The sequence below is a fragment of the Paenibacillus sp. FSL H7-689 genome (assembly GCF_000517905.1).
Classification (GTDB): Bacteria; Bacillota; Bacilli; order Paenibacillales; family Paenibacillaceae; genus Paenibacillus; species Paenibacillus amylolyticus.
Genome location: NZ_ASPU01000065.1, coordinates 38,026 through 60,053, shown reverse-complemented (window position 1 = coordinate 60,053; position 22,028 = coordinate 38,026). Strand labels below are relative to the sequence as shown.

The following is a 22,028-nucleotide window of genomic DNA, read 5'->3' as shown; positions in this document are numbered from 1 at the left end:
TCTATCATTGACCATCCTCTATTGTACCCATGAATACCCAGTTTGTGCAAAATCACATCGCAATGTCAGAGAAGCATCGATCGATGTTTCTCATATGGCGGGAGCATAGCGGTCGAATTTCAGATTATAATTTTATCGTCTATCCATAGAAAAACCTCTCTCCCTTACAGGAGAAAGGTACACTTCCCTCAACTGCATCAACTTAATCGCCCCAAGTAGGCCACTTGATCATTCACATTTAAGGGAGCGTTTCGACCACATTGATTGGATGCAAATCGCCATCCACAGCGAATGAAGCCTGTCCTGTCTCCTCGGAGACAACCAACACAACCGCATCCGTCAATTCACTTAAACCCAATGCAGCCCGATGACGAGTGCCTATTTTTCGTTCATGCACTTCCGCTTGCGACAACGGCAGCACATTACCAGCGGATACAATTTGATTGCCACGAATCAACACAGCCCCATCATGCAGAGGTGCACCGGGAATAAATAGCGATTCCAGCAACGCATGCGTCACTCTTGCATCCACAGCCACACCTGAATGAATGATCGACTCCAACGGAATCTCCCGTTCAATCACAATCAACGCCCCATATCTCCGGTCAGATAGATGCTGTACGCTCGATGTTAATTCGGCAAACTTCTCGGTAAAGGGTGACAGATAACAATCCAGATAAAACGAAGAGGCGAGCACCTCGATCTGCTTGATTTCCGCTCGAATCTCTGCAAACTGCCCCAACAGACAGACACTGTCATTGTCAAATTGGGATAACGTCAGATTCATACGCTCTGCTACACGATGGAGGTCTGCCTTAAGCTTCTGCCTCATCGAGGAACTGTCACAGTCTGCTTGCTGAGTCATCATTCGCCGCCTCCTTGGTTGGGTTGGGCTTCACGCCGCATCATTAGTACCCATACCTTCCCCTCTGGAGCACATATTTATGCAATGGCAGGGCTGTAGGAGCTAATCATGGGCTTCATTGTAACTGATATAACAAGCAAAAAAAGAGCCTGTCCGCAAAACTCCACGGTCAGACCCTATTCGAATAATGATTTGATGTTTGTCTACTTTACTTATTGCGCTTTGCCGTATGAACCTGTCTTAAATGTAGTCGGATCATACCATTTGTACCCTGCCGCGGGTGCAGCCCATGGCTCAAGTTGCGGCTCGGTTGACGCAGCCGGAGCTTCGATAGGAAGCAGGCTTGTTGCCGTATCCAATGTCAGTCCTGGCACTTGTGCCAGACTGGTGTAGCTCTCTTTGACCGCGAGCCATTTCACAGTATTCACAAGGAAAGTTGCATCATCCACTTCTTTGAATCCATCATAGGTCTTCTTGGTAGCACCGGTCTCTTCACGCAAATATTTCGGAGTCGCGTCTTCCACAGGTGAAGAGTCACCGATAAATGCGGCTTTGCCTGCACCAACCTTTGCAATGGCAGCATAGGCTCCTTCAGCTCGTCCACCACCATTATATACGCCCTGGTCCACGGCATTGCCCCACTTGGATACACCACTCGGTACATACACCAAGCCTTTGGCTTTGTTCGGGTCTATAATCGCAATGGTCGATCCCGCATGCATGGCTACAGAATTTACACCAGTCGTAATGCCGAAGGATTGTGCAGGTGCAACGATATCCGATGCGTTCACATCTCCAAGGGCATTGTAGCGGAAACGGACACCAAAGTTCGTCGCGAGCCAGTCTGAACTCGTCACACTCTGCATGGCTGGTGATTCGGCTTCAGCCGAAGACATGCCTTTGGCCGGATTCAGGAAGGCACCGCGGCGATAGCCATTGAATACTTCGGAAGAATCCCAGCGGTTTTTGTTGCGGTCTGCATTATAGTGGTCGGAGATGAAGAAAACACTTCCTCCGTTCTGTACGTACTGCACAAGCGCAGCCTGTTCTGTCGCTTTGAACGGTACGTTGGCTTCGCCAATGACAAAGACGTCGTAATCTTTCAATTTATTATAGGTGATGGCTTGCTCACCGAATGTATACGGGATGCTGCGTTCCAGCTGATCCACGGCAAAGCCTGCGTTTCGCAAACCATTGGCAAAATCCGAAAATGCCCCGTCAATAATCCAGTCGGCAGCACCTGCTGTCTGGGCGTGGGTATTATCAAACAATACTTTCTTGCCGGTACCGTCCGGCAGTGTTGTGCCCGGGTTTGGTTCTGGATCAGGATTGGTTGTTCCGGAGGAAAGTGTGATGGACGTTGGGTTTTTGACTCCTGCATAGCTGTTGTAGGCACCTAAGGTTCCGGTTACGATGATCTTTTTGCCTACAAGACTGGGGTTGGACGCCAATCCATATTGCGATCGGAAAGATGAGGGAATCTGTACATCCAATAATCTGGCGTTGGTCCGCTCTGACGCTGAATCCGCAATCAGAACATTAAAATCATTGGCATACGGAGATGTAAACTTCGCGGTAAGCGACCCGGTAGCATGTCCAACAATGATTCCTTCAACCGTTGCTGTTCCTCCACCGCTCTGGGCAGCGATGGCCTGAGATACCGTAAGTGGTGCTGCAGCTTGTACCGGACTTTGCGAACCCGGCCCCAGCAGTGCGGTTGCCATCATGATAAAGACCAGGAATGCCCCGATCCAATGCTGCCATAACGCCTTTTTCATATTCCCTTTCTCCTCCTCCAAATTACCTGATAATGGGTTATCCTCCTTTAATTTAATTGTTCATATGCTGAATTCCTCTTTCTTTTTGTAAAGTTTATGAAAAAGTTTAGAAGTTGAGTCTATTGGCCCATACTGATTATCATTAGAATTCCATTTACCGAAGGAGTAAAACGATGATGAAGTTGGTATTTTTAATACTCTTGTTGATTGTTCCGCTGATTATGGCTTATGTTGCTCTTCGTTCCCGGATGGTTAGACGATTGTTTCATATTCTTGCACTACTCTGCTTCTATAGTGCGGCAACCGTTATCGCTGGTGATGTGTATGCGACGAATGCTCACATGACCACATTCACCACCGAGATTCATCATTTCCTGTTGAATGGCTGGTTCCTGTATCCGTCTGCATATCTCGGTGTATACATTCCCTATGTGATGTGGATGAGCCTATTTTCAGAAAAAAGTTGAATTCGATGCGGACTTGGGATTGCATTTTGCCAGTGTTCATTGCATAATGAATATATAAACATGATAATGATTATCATTCTTGAACTTGTCTCTTTGTAACTTTCTACTGCATATGATTTTACGATTTTATAGATAAAGGGGAACGAACATCGAATGAATACAACTCTGCAAAAGGCTGATCTGCAGCTTGACGATTATTTGGATCTTCTGAACCTGGCAACCAATCTGGGTGATACGAGATGGCAAAAGGAAATTATCCGCAAGTTGGCTTATACTTATCCCGCAGTTCAATGTAAACAACCACAATAGCATGCCACATACATCATAGATCTACATTATGGCTCATGACCGATTCATTCTTTGAATCTGTTATGGGCTATTTTTGTTGTACAATGTACAGTAAAGTTATTCAAACGTGAAGGAGTGAACAACGTTGCAATTGGAGACTGACAGACTGATCATCAGGGATATTCTTGAGACCGATTGGGAGAGGATTCATGCCTATACTTCCATGCCGGAAGTTACACAGCATACAGCGTGGGGGCCGAATACCGAAGAAGATACACGAGCATACGTGCAGTTTGTATTGGACACACAGCAGGCACATCCAAGAGAGGGCTTTGAACTTGCAATATGTTTGAAAAGTGATGGAACTCTCCTTGGCGGAGTCGGTATTCACGTGATGGAGAAAACCAATGCAGAGATCGGTTATGTCCTTAACCCCGCTTACCAAGGGAAAGGTTATGCCGCCGAAGCAGCCCGCGCTTTACTGGGTTTCGGTTTCAACGAACTCGGCATTCACCGGATTTACGCCAAGTGTCGTCCGCACAACACAGCTTCGGAGAATGTCATGAAGAAGATTGGCATGCAGCGTGAAGGTCTGCTGCGGGAGCACTGGTTCTACAAAGGTTCCTTTCATGACTCTGTGATCTATTCGATTCTTGCAAAGGAATATGCAGGTGAACAATTACAAAGAAACACAAAAAGCTGACTCCCATATATGGGACCCCAGCTTTTTTTCTTTTACTCCGTAACGACCCCAATCGCCAATGGAGGTGAAGCCTTGAGGCCTCATTGAAATCCAAATCAAATTTGTTCCTCGGGGATGCAACCGTTGTGCTTCCCTCAACTCGGAACACCGGAACAAGTTATTTTACAGTCGGCACAGCTCTACCGGACAGCTCGGGAATGTAGGACATCCACACATACAACGCAGGGCTGCCAGGTCACGAATCATCAGTTTGCCGTCCATCATATCCAGCGTACCTTGTTCCTTCCATGCCCCCAGCATCCGCGTTACGCTCTCCCGGGTAGCTCCAATCATCTCGGCAAGATCGGTATGGTTCAGCTTCATGTCCAGCACAATACCATCCGGTGTAACCCTGCCATACGAATTGCTGGCACGGATCAGTGTCGAAGCGAGCGCACCCGCCTTGCCATAGAGCAGCAAATCACGGAATCTCGACTGGGTGATCCGCTGCGACAGTGCCATCCATTGCAAGAATTTCAAGGCAAGGTCGCCATGTTTGCTGAGTATACTTTCCAGATCGCTAAGCGAGATAATGGCCAGTTCCCCTTTTTCCGCCATCTCTGCACTGTAGCTATGATTCAATCCTCCGATGCCGCCGAATTCACCGATGAGATCGCCGCTTTGCTGAATGGATAAAATAATTTCCTTGCCATCCTCCGTCGACTTGGTCATTTTCACTCGTCCCGAACGAATGTAGTACAGATATCCGGCTTCATCGCCTTCGAGAAAGAGACTATACCCCGACTTCACCCGTTTGGGCTGCATTTTTGCTTCAATCAGGCCCCATTGCTCAGATGTAACGAACGAAAGGATTCCGCCTGTTTCTCGTGTCATTTTGCCCGCCTCCGTTTGTTTCTGCTCTGCTCTTTGGGTTGTTCTTTCTACAAATACTGTACCCATAACCTTCGTCCCCCTTGGTGATTCCTTATGTATCCATCATACCGCGAAAGTAGCGCGAGGGTTATCGGGGGATTACCTGATCCTTAACGAGAAACTCCCTGAGTTTGCTGTGAGAAAAGTCACATTTCACCGATATGCCTCATCCTTCGCATTTCTTCAATCCCTTGGTGCACCTGACTCAGGAGTCCTCCACTGCCCAAGTTCAGTAGATTATAGAATGGAAATAGGGGTTTTCCCTGAATTACAACGTACGAGAAAGGGTCTACAATAGAATTAACATTGTAATACCCTTACTTTAAGATGATCCTGTTCAAAGGTTAATGATAATAATTACACGTCACGTACGTTATAATTTTGAAAAAGGAAGTGTCCTCTCATGCATGATGAACTGCCATCTGGCATTCAGGAGATGATCGACGGCCTGCGCCTGAACACATCCAGCGACTTCTGTGGACTTGCCTGTCTGAACGGGACGATGCTACGCTGGAAGTATACCTCTGGAGCTAGTAATGAACGGGTGAAACGCATGGAAATGCGCGCCGGACAAGATCTGGTGGGCACAGCCCTTCGGACTGGACGCACAGCCCGATCTGATGCACAATCCACCGGGGAGCATACACCCGGTCGTTGCCCGTTAATGCTTGCTGAGCGGCTGGTATGTGCCATAGCGGTACCTGTGTTCCAGGAAGGAAGTGTGCCTGGCGCCGTGCTGCTCGTTGGCAGCAGATTACCTTGCACCTTCTCACCGGACATGATCCGGCAGACGGAGCAAATCGCTCTACATCTTCAGCCAAAGGTGTTTGGATAACAACATCTGTCTTTAATATGGAAGAAGTCTTGTTATTTCCTTCGGGGAGTATCAAGGCTTTTTTTATTATAGTTATTTACAGCGGAGCAAGCCTTAGTCTGTTCACCTGTCTTCGCTCATCTGTATACATCGACGTCACTCACACAGATTGATATAATCTAGTCCATACATTCATATATTCATAGATAGTATATACAGCTAAGGAGGCTACAGATATGTTTGTACTGACAACTGCCAGTGTTATTCCATGGGAATCCACACAGCACAACAGTACCATTTCCATAAAAACGCCTTCATTGGTTACCTGCACAGCGACGGTGGACTATAGATATGGTAATGAGCACGGTGTTTTACATAAAGGACAGTTACTTTTTCTACATCCCCAATGCTCCCTGGAGCTGATACATATCCCACCTTCTGCCTTCACCCTGTATCATATCGGTTTTCAGGATTATGCATTAACGGAAGAGAGTCCTGACAAACGTGTTTATGAGCTAACAACAGTGAACTTGCCCTCACATGGTTCGAAGACCGGAGCAAGTCCACAGGTTCTGCGAATGCTGGCAATCATCCAGGATCTTTCCGAAAAAAGGACAGGAAGTGTCCAGACCGAAGAAGCCAGGTCCCATTATCTGCTGAGTGAATTGCTTGAATTATTCAAGCTGGCGATTAAACCTTCTACAGAAATGGTAGACAGTATAATTCGTGAAGCACTTCGCTACATGAATCATCACTATGACAGTCATCTCACCCGTGAAGAACTCGCCAGATTAACTGGGTTTAATGCGAGCTACTTCTCCAGGTTCTTTCAAAAACAGGTTGGACGAAGCTTTCAAGCTCACTTGACCCGAGTTCGTATGGACAAGACAAAGCAATATCTGTTGTCCACGCATGCCACCTTAAATGAAATTGCGCTGCTTGTGGGATACTCCGACGGTTTATACTTAAGTCGAAAATTTAAGCAGTTTACTGGGATTAGTCCAAGTGAATACCGACTACAGCCCCGCGCAAGACGAATTGCTACCGTACAGTACACAGGAGATCTGTTAGCCTTAGGCGTTCAACCCATTGCCGCCTCATTCCTACCCTGGGCTATGTCACCGCTAATCCAAGACGAGTTGCATGATGTACTGGATTTGGATCAATATGGTGTGGAAGAAATCCTCCGAACTGAACCACCTGATCTGATCATCGCGCCAGATTATCTATACTATTTGCCCCATAAGCTCGAACAACTGGAACAGATTGCTCCAGTTATGGTCCTGCCATGGGACAAGTTAAATCGATTGGAGACCGTTCAACTTATCGGACGAATCATAGGTCGAGAGCAGGCTGCCGAAGACTGGATAGAGCATTACACCGCGCTGGTCAGCAGTGAAGCTGAACGACTTGGGTCTGCAATCCAGCCTGATGAAACCGTTGGGTTATATGAACTCTGGGAAGATGGAACGATCTGTATCTGGAATGTAACCGCCAGAGCGGCATACAACGTCTATTATGGACTCAATCTTACACCTCCTCCCAGTATTCTACGTGACGTTCTGGAACCTAATAATCATCAGTTCATTCAGGAAGATCAATTGACGGAATATGCAGCAAACCATATGTTTCTCGTGCTTTCCTCACATGAAGGCGGTCTCTATCATGATGCAGAAGTTAAACTCAGGGAACGACCACACTGGAATAAGATTATGAATAACGGAAATAGCCGGATATATCCTCTCAAGTTGGAACAATTCTGGTGTAATGATGCGCTGGCTCTGGAAAAGCAACTTCAGCTTATGGTAGATATCCTGATTCGGGAGAATGGCGAAAAGAACAGGTAACCATTGTCCATGCTCAAGAGGTCACATTTTGAGATGGACGATACTTGTATCCAAAAGCTACGATATTAAGGAGGTTTTATTGAGAAAGATAATCATTATTGATTGGGGAGAAGCAGAATGACAGGGGTTAAATCAAAATGGTGGACTGGGCTTATGTTCCTGGTACTGGTGATTGGAATTATTGGCTGCTCAAGCCAAGTGGAAGAAACCACAAAAAATAAACCTTCCTCACCTGTTGCTACAGAAGAACAACCGGCAGACAGCGCCGCAAAAACGCAGGTCATATCCACCGTTAATGGAGACGTTGAAATACCCGCGAACCCACAGCGGATTGTGACACAGGGCTACCTCGCTGATTTTCTCGCACTTGGTATCAAACCAGTAGGCGCACCGGATTATGAGCTGGAAAGCCCTTATGTGCTTGATCTGGTTGAAGGCGTAGCAGACATTGGTCGTATCGACGGCGGTTCAGTCGAAAAAATTCTTTCGCTTGAGCCCGACCTGATCGTCACTGTAGGTGGAGATGAGAAGCTGAATGAGCAATATCGCAAAATCGCACCAACCCTCATCATCCCTTATGGTACATACGACAATGTGCATGAGGAAATCACTGCTTTTGGAGAAATCTTAAACAAACAAAAGGAAGCCGCAGACTGGTTGTCCCAATTCGAAGTAAAAGTGAAGTCAGCCAAGGACTCCATTCAAGGGTTGGTTCAGGAAGGTACGACTTTCTCCAACTTCAGTCTTTTTGGTAAGGATTGGTATATCAACGGAGATGGTGTCAACCGCGGTGGGCAAGCCATCTACCAACAGCTCGGACTGAAAGCACCAGACATTGTACAAAAGGAACTGATTGATCAGGATAAAGATACTGTAACTGTATCCGAGGAGAAACTGGCGGATTATGCCGGTGATTATATTTTCCTGGATTTATCCAATGGTGGTTCGCTGGATGAAACATCACCCGTCTGGTCATCCCTGGACGCCGTGAAGAACAATCGAGTGTTCAAGCTGGATGGGGAACGGTTCTGGCCATATGATCCTCTTGCCGTGGAGGCACAAGTCCAGGAAATTTCCAATATGATTCAGGAACGTTTCGGCCAAACAGAACATTAAGGTTCAATGTTTCTATCCCACACGTTGAGTGAGAGAAGCTATTCGGAGATTAAAGCTCTGAATGGCTTCTTTTTTTGTTATGATATAGATAGAACTAAGGAAGCGGACTGGGGGAAATCATGTGATTCAACTATTAGTTGTAGACGACCATGTTGTCGTGCGTTCCGGGCTGATCGCCTTACTTGAGGGAAAGAATGATATACATATCGTTGGAGATGCCGCAGATGGCGATGAAGCCATTGCCAAGGCTCAAGAGTTGAAACCAGATGTGGTCTTGATGGATTTCAGCATGCCACCAGGCAAAGACGGTCTGACCGCTACCGCTGAATTAAAGAAATTGATGCCAGATGTCTCCATTTTGATACTAACCATGCATGACGATGAAGAATATCTGTTCCGCGCCATCCACGCGGGAGCATCCGGATATATACTCAAAAGTGCGCCGCATGAAGAATTGCTTGCTGCAATTCGTTCCGTAGCAGAGGGTAGCGCCTATCTGTACCCCAGTGCAACCAAGCGGCTGATGAGTGAATACCTGGACAAAGCCAAACAGGAAAACGCCGGACCGTATGACACGTTATCCGAGCGGGAGAAAGAGATTTTGTCCTGGATTGCCAAGGGTTACGCCAACAAGGAAATCGCCGAACATCTGATCATCAGTGTCAAAACGGTTGAATCCCACAAAAGCAATCTGATGGAGAAGCTTGGCCTGCGTACACGACCGGAACTGGTGAAATTCGCTATGAAAAAGGGGTTGCTGAACTTTGAGTAGTGCACGCAAGAACAGATTAAGTGGACTCGCAGACCAGCCCGTACGCCTCCTGCTGAACGAAATCGATAATCACATTACGGATAATGAATTTCGCAGCAGGTTGAAGGGTTCCCTGCATCAACTGAGTGATCTGAAATTTGCCTTGGATGAATCCTCTATTGTAGCCCTGACAGACCGCAAGGGTAAAATCCAGTATGTGAATGATAAATTCTGTGAAATCTCACAGTATGAGCGCGAGGAACTGATCGGTAAGGATCATCGAATTATTAATTCCGGATACCATGGCAAAAGCTTTATGAAAAACCTGTGGGACACGATATCCTCAGGTAAGGTATGGAACGGGGAAATTCTCAATCGTGCCAGAGATGGCAGTCATTATTGGGTCAACACCACCATCGTACCTTTCCTTGATAACGACGGGGAGCCCTATCAATACCTGGCTGTACGCAGCGAGGTCACCAAGCTGAAATCCGTCGAAGCCGAATTGCAAAAGATGATGTCCCAAGTGATGAATATTCAGGAAGAGGAACGACGCCGGATCTCGCGTGAACTGCATGACGGGATTGGACAGAGTCTCTTCTCTCTGGTGATTCAGATGGATCGCCTGCTGGCAGACCAGCCTCACCCCGGGGTTGAAGCACTTCGTAAGCAGGTCACGGGTATCATGGAAGATGTACGCGGTATGGCATGGGAGCTGAGACCATCTGTTCTGGATGACCTGGGTGTTGTTCCGGCAATTCGTACGTATATCGAGAATTACACCCGACACTACGGGATTGAAGTTGATTTGGAATGTAATTTGCGCAAACGACTGGAGATGAACCGGGAGATAGCCATCTACCGAATTATTCAGGAAGCCTTAACCAATGTCGCAAAGTATGCCGATGTTGCCGAGGCACGTGTTACTATAGAAGACGCTGAGAATATGACGATGGTTATTATTGAAGACCAGGGTGCTGGATTCAGCGAAGCAACCGCTGGCAATGGCGTTGGATTGTTTAGTATGGAAGAGCGTGCCCGTGGTGCAGGAGGAACGTTGAGAGTTTCTTCCGAGCCTGGCGAAGGGACTACCGTTACCCTTTTATTGCCCAAGACAGCACAGGGATAACCGTACATGCTTCGTATCACACTTTGCGCTTTACTCCAGCTTATCTATTATTTAACGGCTGCTCGCTATTGGACTATGCGAGTGGTCTTTTTATTTCCGATTGGTCGAAATGACAAAATGAAGGCTCAAAATCGGTTAAATTCAATAATCATGATAAATAGATTGACTCCAGTTACGATTCGTCATTAAACTATGAATGCTACATACACATTGTATGTTTAGTAAAATTTTATTATTTATTTCATATAGCGAGAGAAAAGGATGGTCAACATGTCAGAGAAACGCTCCTCCAAAGGAGGAGAAATTCCACAAATGTACAATCTGGACGAGATGGATCGCAAAATTATCGCCGCGCTTCACCACAACAGCCGAATATCCTATACGGATCTGGGGACACAGATCGGATTGTCACGTGTAGCTGTTCAAGCCCGCATTAATGCGTTATCCGAAAAAGGAATCATCGAACGCTTCACCGTTGTAATCAACCCTGGCAAAGTTGGGCTTCAGGTCTCAGCCTTTTTCAATGTCGATGTTGAACCGCCCTTCCTGGATGAAGTCGCTGAGAAACTGGATGAAGAGCCAGCCGTCACCAGCCTTTATCATATGACAGGCCCGAGTACCCTGCACATGCACGGTATTTTTGCGGATATGGAAGAGATGGAGCAGTTTTTGCTGGAGAAGCTCTATAAGATGCCGGGTATCGTCAAAGTGGAATCACAGCTATTGTTGAAACGTTATAAAAGCCGGATGGGCATGAGACTCTAGGAGGAAATCAGCATGGGTTGGAAAGATTACAACGGTCTCGTCATCGGAATGGTACGAACCGGAATTCTCGGATATGGCGGTGGACCTTCGGTTATTCCGTTGATCCGTTACGAAGCCGTTACGCGTTACAAATGGGTCAGTGATGAGGAGTTCGGCGAGATTTTGGCTATCGCCAATGCCCTTCCGGGTCCCATCGCGACCAAAATGGCCGCATATCTCGGTTATAAAACCAAAGGTGTGCTGGGCGCGATCGTGTCTGTACTCGCTCATATTTTGCCGACAAGTATTTCCATTATTGCTCTGCTCGGTTCCATGTACGCGCTACGCGAGTCGAAAGTGGTAGCAGGCATGGTAGCCGCCGTAAGGCCAGTCATTTTTGTCATGCTGGGCATGATGGCTTATGAATTTGCCATGAAAGCCTGGAAGGGACTTGGTAAAGTTTTTGCCGCCCTATTCGGCGTAATTGCCTTTGTACTATTGCAGCTGCTGGATATCCATCCGGGGATTGTGATCGCGGTTTTCCTGGGATATGGTGTCTTCCATCTGGATCTGGTTCAGCGCTTCAAGTCCAAAGGCGAGTCCGATAAGGGGGTGTCCTAAGGATGCTCCAGACCTGGTGGGAACTATTTTGGGGATTTTTCGTAGCAAACATATTGGGATATGGGGGCGGCCCAGCTTCCATTCCGCTTATGCAGGAAGAGATTGTGAACCACTACCAATGGATGACCACCGAGCAATTCGGTGATGTACTGGCGATTGGTAACGCCCTTCCCGGCCCGATTGCAACCAAAATTGCTGCATTTGTCGGGTACCACGTAGCAGGCTGGTTTGGGGCAATTATCGCAAGTTTTGCCACAATCGTACCTTCCGCGACCGCACTAATTATATTACTTCGTCTGTTGAACAAACATCGCACGTCACCAAAAGTCAAAGGCATGACACTGCTTGTGCAGCCTGTTATCGCCGTACTCATGATTCTGCTCACATGGGAATTTGGACAGCTGTCCACTAATTCCATCGGCATCTGGCAGACGTTGATCATTGCAGGCATCTCGCTCTGGGTCATGACCAAAACCAAGCTGCACCCGGCCATTCTGATCGTGATCGCTTTTGCCTATGGTGCGCTGGTACTGTCTCACACGATGTAGTTATAGAACATACGGGGAACGTCACAGAATCACTTGGTTATACATCTGTAATAGGGTGGTGTATGCAAGGGTTCTGGACGTTGGCGAATGGCCAGACTATTTTCATTTTTTAAGGAACTGAGGACGTCTTATTTGGTCTTTAGGTCCTCTTTATAAATTGTAAGGAACATCAGACACGTTATATACCAAAATAACCTGACAAAAGTGCTATAACAGACTGTACTTTCCGATATAACGTGTCTCAGATTCGTTAGCGCTTGAAGACATGCCTAGTTTATAAACAAAAAACGGTGATACCAGCTATTAGCTGGCATCACCGTTTTTATTTCCACGTTTCACACTCACAGTTGAAAAATATCGTTTACTTTGCTTCAACCACTACCGTTACTTTGGTTTTCACACCTGCAAATGTCACCGTAATTGTTGCTTTACCTTTGCCGTTCGCCTGAATAATTCCATCTTTCACCGATGCTGTTGCAATACGGGAAGATTTCCAGAGAGCCGGTTTGGATACATTCGCTTCACTGCCATCAGCATACGTTGCAGTAGCCGCCACAGTTACCTTTTCACCAGGTTTCATGGTCAACGTTACTTTATCCGTCTGCAAATATTTCAGTGTATCCACATCTAGAGCAATCGTTACAGACTTGCTGCCGTATTTTGCGGTGATTTTGGCTTTACCTGAACCTGTAGCTTTGACTTTACCTTTGGTCACTTGAGCTACTTTGTAGCTGTTCGTTTTCCATTCAGCTTTGTCCGTAACATCACGCTCGCTACCGTCGCTCAAGAAGGCAGTTACCGTCAGATCAGCTGTATCGCCTGATTTCAGGGAAAGAACCGGCTCGGAAGCTTCAATACGTGTGATGACATCCACTTCAACTTGGATCGTCACTTTTTTGGAGCCGTATTCTGCTGTGATATTGGCTTTACCACTGCTGTTACCCGTAATCACGCCTTTTTTCACATCTGCTACACGTGCATTGCTGGATTTCCAGGTTGCTTCGGATGTAACATCCAACGTGTTGCCGTCCTCATCCGTACCTGTTAGAAGGATCGTCTGAGTTTCTTTGGCAGACAGAACAACGAAGTTCACATCTGCTTCCAGTCCACTAGCCATACCTACTTCAACAGGCAGAGTCAGTGTTTTGCCTTCAATCTTCGCGGTAATGGTTACTTTACCTGTAGCAACACCTGTGATAACCCCTTTGCTATCTACCTCAGCGATTTTGTCGCTGCTGCTGCTCCAAGTTGCATCTTCAGATACATCTTTGGATGTTTCACCATACAACGCCAGTACTTTGGCAGAAGTCGTTCCACCAACAGCTACTGATGCTTTTTTCTTATCCATTTCATACTTGTCCGGAACGTCTACATTTACTGTAAATTTAACCGTTTTACCGCCATAAGCTACAGTGATCGTAGCCGTACCGGATTTGTACGCAATCAGATCGCCGTTCGATACATATACAACATCTGCATTGCTTGAAGTCCATGTTGCTTTGGAAGTTACATTTTCTGTGCTTGCATCAATATACTCTGCATTGGCTACCAATTTTTTGGACTTGTTCTCACCTGTAACACTCATGGCGAGCTTGTCAGTCACATCTTTGATATCCAAATATCTTGCCGTATCTACATCCACAGCAACTTCTACGGTTTTGCCACTGTAGGTTGCTTTAATCGTTGTTGAACCTGCACTAATCGCTGTGACCTGTCCCTTGAATACCGTTGCAACCTTCTCGTTGCTGGATGTCCATGTTGCCTGATCGGTTACATTCACATCGCTGCTGTTTGGATAAGAAGCCGTTACAACGACATTAGCCGTTTTGGTTGTATCACTCAAACGGAAGAAAATACTTTGTTTCACCACACTCAGTTTGCTCGTCAGATCCACATCCACGTCAACGGATACTGATTTCGTACCGTATTTGGCTGTGATCTTGGCAGAACCTGCCGAGTATCCTGTAATTTCGCCTTTAAGAACGTCTGCGACCTTCTCGTTGCTGGATGTCCACTCCGCCAGATCCGTTACATCTTTGGTTGTGCCATCTGGATACGTAGCCGTCACTTTCACACTTTCACTTTTGTTCAACAACAGGTTAACTTGCTGTTTATCTACATCTACACGTTTAACCACTTCAACGTTAACATCCACCGTCACGCTTTGGCTGCCAACTTTGGCTGTGATAACGGCCGTACCCGCGCTTTGTCCAGTTACTTTACCATTCACAACGGTAGCAACCTTCTCATCACTGGTAGACCATTCTGCAGTATTTGCTGCTGCATTATTTGTTTCATTGTCACTATACGTTGCTGTCAAAATAATTTCTTTTGTATCTCCCGTGCGCAAATCCAGACTTTGCACGTTTTTCGAAAGGGCTTTGACCTTCTTCGTTACTTTCACTTGAACAGTCTGACTCTGACCCTGGTAAGCTGCGGTAATCGTCGCTTTACCTTCCTTTTTGGCCGTGATTGCACCATTATATACAGTTGCTATCGAAGTATCTTCGCTACTCCAGGTTGTACTAATCGTTACATTAGCCGAGGTATTATCTGAATATACCCCTGTCACCGTAACAGACCCAGAATCACCAACTTCGAGCGACATCTCATTCTTGGAAACCACAATTTTGGACAGTTCTTTATCTGCCGCAGCGGCCAAGCCTACGTTGGAAATACTCAGCATCAACACCAGCATCATCACCATGTACTTGGTCAATCTTGGCTTTAACATCATTTCCCCCCGATTATCATCATTTTTTTCCTTATGTTTTATGTCGGCAAGTTCTTTCCAGATGTTTAGACTTTCAGGAAATTTTCAGGGAATTCTATGGAAATTAATTTATCTTCTATTCCTGTTTCAACCGATCATACCTGCGAATATTGCGCATACCTATGTATATTGGCAGTCTTGAACTTCTTTTAACAGGATTGGAGGAAACATAATGCATCAGCCTTTTGATTACATCGGGTATTGGGAGGAAACATATCGTTCGGGTGAAACTTCTGGGAGGGGTTCATACGGGGTTTTGGCTGAATTCAAGGCCGAGGTCGTGAACGGACTGATTCAACGTGAAGGGATTCATCGTGTCATTGAGTTTGGATGTGGGGATGGCAACCAGTTGCAATACATGAATTATGAGGACTACCTGGGCGTGGATGTAGCGGCTTCTTCAGTAAAGCGTTGTGCTTCCCAATTTGCCAAGGATTCGTCCAAGAGTTTCATGCTGTATACACCAGGCCTATGGATTAACCGTGGTTTCCTGCAAGCCGATCTGACGGTCTGTCTGGATGTGTTATATCACATCACGGATGAAACAGATTTTCGCAACACCCTCTATGATATTCTGCACTCCTCAACAGCATGGGTCGTGCTTTACACCCGTTTGAAAGAAAACGGCAACCCGGGGATTGATACAATTCAGGACCGTAATCTGTTTGAATATCTCTTCGACTATCCTGATTTCAAAGTTCATGAGATTATTCCGCAGCGCTATCCAGATCAATCTTCCGCCGACTTTGTCATCCTGAGACGTACACCTTCGAAGTGAAAAGCGATCTTTTCAGTAGAGCATTGCTAAGTCTGCACCCCAACTGGACCCGTAAGAATGAGTATTCATAGACCAGACATTCTTTTGTCTTCCTTGGATTATGTACACCATCCGCCTGTCCGCTCACCTTGATTTGTCTATTCAAAGCTCAAGCTTAGGTATACTCCTTCTCCAGTAGAGGGAATATCGTTCCTAATCCTGGAGACAGCCTTATGCGGACAGGTGATGATGGTTTGCTACTGATGCTACTGACAACTAAATACTGAATATATAACCGGTTAACTAGTTGAATCTAATGAAATAATTCGAAGGCTCACAACACTAATACCTTACTAATCCTTTCTCCCCTTCAGTTCTTCCAGCCCGTAGTTCTCAATTCTTCTTTTAAAATAACCCCGCATGTCCACGCAGCTTCGCCAGCGCTTCCATATAGAAATAATCGCCGTATATAATCGGCACATTCAGCCCTCGCCCTTCCGGGTAATGCACCGTTCCCTGCATGATCAGACCTTCTTCCGCTGCCGAGTCGCCAGAGCTATAGTGCTCATGCAATCCGCGGACGATACGCTCTCCCGCGGCGGCATAGGTCTCCCCGCGTGGCGACAGCTTCGCCAGCTCAAGCAACCCGCTCGCGGCAATCGCCGCAGCGGACGAGTCCCACGCCACCTGATGCTCCGCAGGTGCGCGGAAATCCCACACCGGCACGATCTCTTCGCCAAGCATGGCGAGGAAGAAATCGGCCGCACGCTCCGCTGTCTCCAGATATCGGGCTTCGCCCGTATACCGGAAAGACAGCGCAAACCCGTGCAACGCCCAGGCGGTACCCCGCGCCCAGGCGGAACCTGGAGCATGGCCCTGTCCGCCATGCTCTCGCAGCTTCTGCCCCGTGTGTGGATCGAACTCCACCACGTGGCAAATGGACCCGTCCGCGCGGATGAATTCGCGCGCAACGGTGTCCGCATGTGCTTCCGCCAGCCAGCGGAAGCGAGGGTCGCCGCTCTGCTCGGATGCCCAATAGAGCAGCGGCAGGTTCATCATGCTGTCAATGATGGCTACGCCGCGCGTATCCATTGCTGACGAGCTGAAGTTCCAGGCGCGGATGAACTCACCGCGCACGTGGAACCGGGCAGCGAGCAGGTTGGCGGCAAGCATGCCACGCCGCCGTCCATCCATGCTGCCCGTCTGGCGGTAGTTGGCTACGCCACTAAGCAGCCAGATGAACCCCAGATCGTGATCTACCGATTCGGGATCACGCAGACAACCTTCCAGTTGCCGCTCACAGCTTTCGGCAATGCGATGTAGCGAAGCCGCAGCTTCACTTTCCGGAGCATCCTCATAGACCAGCCATAACAATCCAGGCCAGAAACCCGCTGTCCACCATTCCGGATCATTCCGGTCATACGTCCCCTGCGGGGCAATGTGCGGAAATGTATCCTTAATCCGCTTTGCATTCCGAATCGTCTTGGCAGCTCCCTGTTGCCACGCTTCCTCGAGCCATTTTACCGACGTTGATGTGTTCATGAACATATCCCTCCTCGATTCAATACCAGACATCTAAGCTTGATGCTCCAGCTCATCCTCAACTTATCTATAGCGTCGTATGCCGTAACTGCAATATCTATCCGATAAATATCACTAATCATCCACGAATAACACTTTCAACTATGCTTCGAGCTGTTTTGAGATGTTTGGAGATCTAATGATCCTCAACCTGAACACCCTTCAGTTAAACTCGCCCAATCGGATCGCAAATGACAACCTACGTGCTCCGTTCACTTCAATCCGGGCTTCCTTCAGTAACCCATTACGTGAAGCCACGGCTTGCTCCACCAGATAAATTATGGCTTCCTGATCCAGCGCTGTAGATTCTACATAGGCCCCCCGATACTCCGTTCGTACGTTATGATCCGTATGGGTAATTACCGCCTGTTCGCGACCATCATGGAACATCAATGGAATGAGTGCACCTGCCGCCGCAATCTCACCTTCGAACTCATACGTTATGGTCAGCCCATCCGCCTGTTGCACATAATGGGTACGCAATGATTCAATTCCGGGTAATGGACCGACCCATGTCACGGCAAAAGAATTAACCCGATGCTCGCCGCCATCTTCTGACGCTCTTTCCACCAGATGTTGCTCCACTTGATTCGGCGTATTATGGTCCACCTTCTCGTACACAACGGAACCTCCTCCCTGTGCAGGGTCTAATCCAACGTCACGATCATATGTACCACCGGATGGAATCCCCTCTGCAAGACTGTGCCATACCCCATCTGGTGTCTTCCAGGCAGGGCAGTAGCTGAGCGGTCGGACCTCCCCATCGGCAAATTCCGTAAATCCGGCCTGCACATGGCTGGCGGCGGACGGACCAATCAGACCAGGTAACCCCATCTGCTGAATCCTTACCAAACCAGGGATCGTATACGGATCATTCATCGCCGTGTGTAATACCAGTTGCTGACCAGGTATGGAAGCAATCACAGTTTCAAACCACCCATCGGTCTGCAAAACCCTGCTGCCTAACTCGGAAGGAAGGTATACTTCGCTCACATCGTCTCCCGGATCACTGAGACAAGCGTGAGCAAGCGCTGCTGCCGTCCACAGGTTGTAACAGGTGTGGTTGGTATATATCTCGTACCCGTGCCGATCTTCTGGCGCGTATTCATTGCGTACGATTTTCAAACGTCCATCTTCCATCTTCCAGCGCTCAACAGCAGCAAAACACCGATTGGCCGCACGTGCAAAAGCACCCGCCATCACCCGATCTCCCGCCTTCAGAGCCTGCGTTGCATGTGTGGAGCATACATAAGCCGCCGCCGCTTCATTCCACTGATGCTGGGAGCTGCGACCACGCGGTGGAATCTCACCTAGCGGCGAGAGCGTCAGTAACGAGCTGAAGGCACCATGGCGCAGCTGCTCACGTAAGGTATCGGCAGTGGTTCCCTCGTAACCAGCTTCAAGCATCACCCCAAGGTGATAACGGGTGGCAATATCATAGGAAAATGGACAATTTGGACGGTCCAGCGGTCCATCCTGATACAAGCCAAGGGCCGTAAACCGGGGTAGATGATAGGCTTCCAGATATCGATCCATCCACGCAGTACCCTCACTCGCCAGCTGTTCATGCCACCGCAGATATTCGCCAGAGATCATAATGGCGTTCCAGTTAATCATGCGATTGGGATTGTTCATCTTGCTCATCGTAAATACATAATCTTGTTCAGGACTGATTGTCTTGAGTGCCTCAGCCCAGATCTGTGCATGTTCAGGCAGGTGTGATTTCAACAACATATAGGCTCTCATCATGAGCACCGGAAAAAAATCAGGGTGATTGTCTGGTGCGCTACCATTGACCACGGCATCAATGCTCTGTGACAGGGCTATTGCTGCCGATTGGAGCAAATCTGTACGCCCTGCATCAACCAGAACTGCCGCAGCCATCGCATAGGCCGGTGTAGAATAATATCTCTCCACACCCGAGAACGGGTCGATAATTGCACCCTGGCTGTCCTGATATGGTGTGTAAGCGCGAACAACACTTTCAACAAGTGCCAACTTGCGCTCCCTATTCCAGCCGTCTGCCGGAGGGGGACCCGCTTGTTCTGCCAATGTACGGTAATGTTCGAGTTCGTCTTTCCATGGATACGTGGACGCAGATGTATATTCACTCAATCATGCTCACCTCGGTTTCTCCCATTTTCGGATTAATGATGAAGCGTACCTCACATACTGTTTCAAGCGGATTAGGGCGTTCTATCCGAACATCCGTCTCATCAATCACACCTGTCCATGATAGTGACGTTCGATAGAATGTGACGGGGACATTGTCATGATCAACTGTGTTCATAACCTCCGTAAAGACCTGCCACTGGTTCGCATCATACGTCATATGAACCGTTCCATGTACACCTTGCCAGCGAAGGTCACCGCTCTTCACCACCTCAGGTTGTACTCTGCTCATCCATCGCTCCACAACGCTTGAACACCCTGCATCTGGATCATCCACCGAAGAGAATCGTTCTGCCGAAGACACCATCCTGCTCTTCCATTGAAAACGGTCAATGAGACGCAATTCTGCTCTATTCCTGCTACCGCCAGAAGCCATCTTCCAATGAAATTGGCGCGTATAACGAGCCAGTGAAGAAGCTCCAGAGTATGCGGATGTCAGATCCAATGTAGTATCCAGCTCACCGCCACCCTCTGCCAGCTTTGCCTCTAACACATGGGCTTGCGCTTGCCGACCGGAGCATTGCTCCTGGCCTTCAATGAGCGGAACGTTATGCCCGGATGACGAGATGTGGAACAGTTGCTCTCTGCCTGGCGCAAAATACGCTTGGGTATACAACCCTGCTCCTGGATCACACAGAATATTCTCACCACCGCAATGGATAATGAACTGCCCCAGATCATTATGGTTGTGAGGTTCATCGTTATGTCCACCTTTAACGGAAATAGCCACCTGAAGGGGTGCGCCGTTCGCTTGTTTTGTATCCGGAGAATCGAACGATCCTTTTGCAATCATCCATCCCAGATTTTGAAAAATAAATCCTCGTTCAGCCTGCCCAGAGGCACCTTCATCACCGTACACTGGCGGATCGCTCCACATCACGTTCCGCAACAGATGAGCCCAGCGATGACAGGAATCATCAGTAAGCAGTGGGATATGAAGCGGCAAATCCACCTGCAACCCAAATCGGGATGCGAGCAGGGAAAGCAATCCGGAAGCGATCTCTTCCTGCTCGGCACTGTCCGAATAATTTACGAATGTTCCACCTGACAAATGAACTCGCAGCGGGAAGGCTGCGATGGCTGCTATTTTGGTACCCGCTAGCAGATCTAGTTCGCCCTCACTGTACTCACGAAGCATCTCGGCATAATAGGTGAAATAACCAAATCCATATACCCAATATCCAATGCCTTCGGCACAGCCGCCATCCTCGCCATATCCGCTCAAGAATGCGTTCATACAGCTGACCGTATGGGAGATCGATTTCTGTAGTGTGAGCTCATCCTCCAAAAGCAACAATGCGGCCATGCCACAGCAGCCACCACAGACCGCCGACCAGTTGTGATCCGCTGTCTGCCAATGGAACTTCCGTTGCTCCTGGTAAAGCGGGATGAAGATTCGCCGCTCTGCTTCAGACCTGATCCGCTCTATGACAAGGCGATCCAGCCGCTCGGCGTGAATGGTCACAATCTCGGCCAGCATATGTACTGTCTCTGCGGCGAACAGATCGATGTTCCCATTCACCTGGTTGACCTCTCCCGTACCCAGATGCGCGGGCAAACACCACGTATACTCACCACACACGTCCCACAATATTTCTTCCAGCGCCTGCAGTGCATCCGGCCTAGCTGTGTCTAATGCGAGCATCGCCACAGCAGCCAGTCTGCCCCTTCGATCGAAATAAGCCTCTTCATAGGCTTTCCGCTCACCCGTATCGCTGAACTGTCGATATAGACGGAACGACAAGGAAGGCATGGGTTCTTTCAAGGCACGTTCACCGTAAGCCTTCAAGTCTGTGTATAACGTAGCCAATTCAGGCCGGGATAACTTCTCCAAGAGTCTGTCGGCACTTAAGGAACTCAATGCTCTGCTCTCAGTACCACGTTGGTTTATATTTTCATTTTCGACTTCGTGAATGGAATCTTCCACTGGATTCACCACTCTTCGTTAATGGATTGTCATGCCCATATTATAATGTAATCGATTTCATTTTACCGGATATGATAGCATTTTTGAAGAATTATCCATTAGAACCCTTTCCACGACGTTACTTCCTTCTCCTTCCTAACCAAAAAAACGAAGAACCTTCGCCAGGTTCTCCGTTGCATTCTGCCTGTCACCACAGGCTTTTTATGGTTATCTCATATTCTTAACTATCTTATAT

General features: G+C 47.9%; 19 protein-coding genes. 12 read left to right on the top strand and 7 right to left on the bottom strand.

The window, feature by feature from the left end; genetic code table 11:
- Positions 1 to 238 precede the first annotated feature (238 nt).
- Together cdaS and C170_RS27670 are read right to left on the bottom strand one after the other, a co-directional pair.
- Positions 239 to 868, bottom strand: coding sequence for a sporulation-specific diadenylate cyclase CdaS (gene cdaS / locus C170_RS27675; protein WP_036616570.1), 630 nt, complete (start codon positions 866 to 868; stop codon positions 239 to 241).
- A 209-nt stretch (positions 869 to 1,077) separates the two neighbouring features.
- Positions 1,078 to 2,592 carry a DUF6359 domain-containing protein gene (locus tag C170_RS27670; protein ID WP_235200850.1) on the bottom strand — a complete coding sequence of 505 codons (1,515 nt, stop codon included), beginning with the start codon at positions 2,590 to 2,592 and terminating at the stop codon, positions 1,078 to 1,080.
- Between the two features lie 224 nt (positions 2,593 to 2,816).
- On the opposite strand from C170_RS27670, the gene C170_RS27665 reads away from it, so the two are divergent.
- From C170_RS27665 to C170_RS27660, 3 genes are all read left to right on the top strand, one after another.
- A complete protein-coding gene (locus tag C170_RS27665) occupies positions 2,817 to 3,110 on the top strand; it encodes a hypothetical protein (RefSeq protein ID WP_036616564.1) in 294 nt (97 codons plus the stop codon).
- Positions 3,111 to 3,263: 153 nt separating this feature from the next.
- On the top strand, positions 3,264 to 3,419 hold the full coding sequence (locus C170_RS31210; RefSeq protein WP_017691064.1) for a hypothetical protein: 156 nt from the start codon (positions 3,264 to 3,266) through the stop codon (positions 3,417 to 3,419).
- Positions 3,420 to 3,543: 124 nt separating this feature from the next.
- Complete coding sequence (locus C170_RS27660; protein WP_036616562.1) at positions 3,544 to 4,101, top strand: GNAT family N-acetyltransferase; 558 nt, start codon at positions 3,544 to 3,546, stop codon at positions 4,099 to 4,101.
- 162 nt (positions 4,102 to 4,263) lie between these two features.
- On the opposite strand, the gene C170_RS27655 is transcribed toward C170_RS27660, so the two are convergent.
- A complete protein-coding gene (locus C170_RS27655) occupies positions 4,264 to 5,040 on the bottom strand; it encodes a Crp/Fnr family transcriptional regulator (RefSeq protein WP_235193905.1) in 777 nt (258 codons plus the stop codon).
- Between the two features lie 376 nt (positions 5,041 to 5,416).
- Between C170_RS27655 and C170_RS27650 the strand changes: the two genes are divergently transcribed.
- The 8 genes from C170_RS27650 (at position 5,417) to C170_RS27615 (ending at position 12,583) form a co-directional block, all read left to right on the top strand.
- The gene (locus tag C170_RS27650; protein WP_051447438.1) at positions 5,417 to 5,848 is read left to right on the top strand and encodes a GAF domain-containing protein; all 432 of its coding nucleotides are present in this window, start codon (positions 5,417 to 5,419) and stop codon (positions 5,846 to 5,848) included.
- 215 nt (positions 5,849 to 6,063) lie between these two features.
- On the top strand, positions 6,064 to 7,674 hold the full coding sequence (locus tag C170_RS27645; protein ID WP_036616558.1) for an AraC family transcriptional regulator: 1,611 nt from the start codon (positions 6,064 to 6,066) through the stop codon (positions 7,672 to 7,674).
- A 117-nt stretch (positions 7,675 to 7,791) separates the two neighbouring features.
- On the top strand, positions 7,792 to 8,790 hold the full coding sequence (locus tag C170_RS27640; RefSeq protein ID WP_036616555.1) for an ABC transporter substrate-binding protein: 999 nt from the start codon (positions 7,792 to 7,794) through the stop codon (positions 8,788 to 8,790).
- 121 nt (positions 8,791 to 8,911) lie between these two features.
- Positions 8,912 to 9,562, top strand: coding sequence for a response regulator (locus C170_RS27635; protein ID WP_017691068.1), 651 nt, complete (start codon positions 8,912 to 8,914; stop codon positions 9,560 to 9,562).
- Positions 9,555 to 10,670: a PAS domain-containing sensor histidine kinase gene (locus tag C170_RS27630; RefSeq protein ID WP_036616552.1), complete on the top strand. Its 1,116-nt coding sequence runs from the start codon at positions 9,555 to 9,557 to the stop codon at positions 10,668 to 10,670. The genes C170_RS27635 and C170_RS27630 overlap by 8 nt, the downstream gene beginning before the upstream one ends.
- A 270-nt stretch (positions 10,671 to 10,940) precedes the next feature.
- Positions 10,941 to 11,435 carry an Lrp/AsnC family transcriptional regulator gene (locus tag C170_RS27625; protein WP_036616550.1) on the top strand — a complete coding sequence of 165 codons (495 nt, stop codon included), beginning with the start codon at positions 10,941 to 10,943 and terminating at the stop codon, positions 11,433 to 11,435.
- A 12-nt stretch (positions 11,436 to 11,447) separates the two neighbouring features.
- Positions 11,448 to 12,035: a chromate transporter gene (locus tag C170_RS27620; protein WP_051447437.1), complete on the top strand. Its 588-nt coding sequence runs from the start codon at positions 11,448 to 11,450 to the stop codon at positions 12,033 to 12,035.
- 2 nt (positions 12,036 to 12,037) lie between these two features.
- Positions 12,038 to 12,583 carry a chromate transporter gene (locus tag C170_RS27615; RefSeq protein ID WP_036616547.1) on the top strand — a complete coding sequence of 182 codons (546 nt, stop codon included), beginning with the start codon at positions 12,038 to 12,040 and terminating at the stop codon, positions 12,581 to 12,583.
- Between the two features lie 361 nt (positions 12,584 to 12,944).
- Here C170_RS27615 and C170_RS27610 read toward each other — a convergent pair whose 3' ends face one another.
- Complete coding sequence (locus C170_RS27610) at positions 12,945 to 15,317, bottom strand: Ig-like domain-containing protein (RefSeq protein WP_051447436.1); 2,373 nt, start codon at positions 15,315 to 15,317, stop codon at positions 12,945 to 12,947.
- A 211-nt stretch (positions 15,318 to 15,528) separates the two neighbouring features.
- Between C170_RS27610 and C170_RS27605 the strand changes: the two genes are divergently transcribed.
- On the top strand, positions 15,529 to 16,134 hold the full coding sequence (locus tag C170_RS27605; protein ID WP_036616541.1) for a methyltransferase domain-containing protein: 606 nt from the start codon (positions 15,529 to 15,531) through the stop codon (positions 16,132 to 16,134).
- Between the two features lie 384 nt (positions 16,135 to 16,518).
- Here the strand turns inward: C170_RS27605 and C170_RS27600 are convergent, their stop codons facing one another.
- From C170_RS27600 to C170_RS27590, 3 genes are all read right to left on the bottom strand, one after another.
- Positions 16,519 to 17,655, bottom strand: coding sequence for a glycoside hydrolase family 88 protein (locus C170_RS27600; RefSeq protein WP_036616538.1), 1,137 nt, complete (start codon positions 17,653 to 17,655; stop codon positions 16,519 to 16,521).
- A 201-nt stretch (positions 17,656 to 17,856) separates the two neighbouring features.
- Complete coding sequence (locus C170_RS27595; RefSeq protein ID WP_036616535.1) at positions 17,857 to 19,809, bottom strand: hypothetical protein; 1,953 nt, start codon at positions 19,807 to 19,809, stop codon at positions 17,857 to 17,859.
- Entirely contained in the window at positions 19,802 to 21,793 is a 1,992-nt protein-coding gene (locus C170_RS27590; RefSeq protein WP_051447435.1) for a heparinase II/III domain-containing protein, read from the bottom strand. Before C170_RS27590 ends, C170_RS27595 begins: the two co-directional genes overlap by 8 nt.
- Between the last annotated feature and the right edge of the window lie 235 nt (positions 21,794 to 22,028).

Coding starts and splice junctions, on each gene's coding strand:
- cdaS (WP_036616570.1), bottom strand. CDS start 868: ATGATGACTCAGCAAGCAGACTGTGACAGTTCCTCGATGAGGCAGAAG.
- C170_RS27670 (WP_235200850.1), bottom strand. CDS start 2,592: ATGATGGCAACCGCACTGCTGGGGCCGGGTTCGCAAAGTCCGGTACAA.
- C170_RS27665 (WP_036616564.1), top strand. CDS start 2,817: ATGATGAAGTTGGTATTTTTAATACTCTTGTTGATTGTTCCGCTGATT.
- C170_RS31210 (WP_017691064.1), top strand. CDS start 3,264: ATGAATACAACTCTGCAAAAGGCTGATCTGCAGCTTGACGATTATTTG.
- C170_RS27655 (WP_235193905.1), bottom strand. CDS start 5,040: ATGGGTACAGTATTTGTAGAAAGAACAACCCAAAGAGCAGAGCAGAAA.
- C170_RS27650 (WP_051447438.1), top strand. CDS start 5,417: ATGCATGATGAACTGCCATCTGGCATTCAGGAGATGATCGACGGCCTG.
- C170_RS27645 (WP_036616558.1), top strand. CDS start 6,064: ATGTTTGTACTGACAACTGCCAGTGTTATTCCATGGGAATCCACACAG.
- C170_RS27640 (WP_036616555.1), top strand. CDS start 7,792: ATGACAGGGGTTAAATCAAAATGGTGGACTGGGCTTATGTTCCTGGTA.
- C170_RS27625 (WP_036616550.1), top strand. CDS start 10,941: ATGTCAGAGAAACGCTCCTCCAAAGGAGGAGAAATTCCACAAATGTAC.
- C170_RS27620 (WP_051447437.1), top strand. CDS start 11,448: ATGGGTTGGAAAGATTACAACGGTCTCGTCATCGGAATGGTACGAACC.
- C170_RS27615 (WP_036616547.1), top strand. CDS start 12,038: ATGCTCCAGACCTGGTGGGAACTATTTTGGGGATTTTTCGTAGCAAAC.
- C170_RS27610 (WP_051447436.1), bottom strand. CDS start 15,317: ATGTTAAAGCCAAGATTGACCAAGTACATGGTGATGATGCTGGTGTTG.
- C170_RS27605 (WP_036616541.1), top strand. CDS start 15,529: ATGCATCAGCCTTTTGATTACATCGGGTATTGGGAGGAAACATATCGT.
- C170_RS27600 (WP_036616538.1), bottom strand. CDS start 17,655: ATGAACACATCAACGTCGGTAAAATGGCTCGAGGAAGCGTGGCAACAG.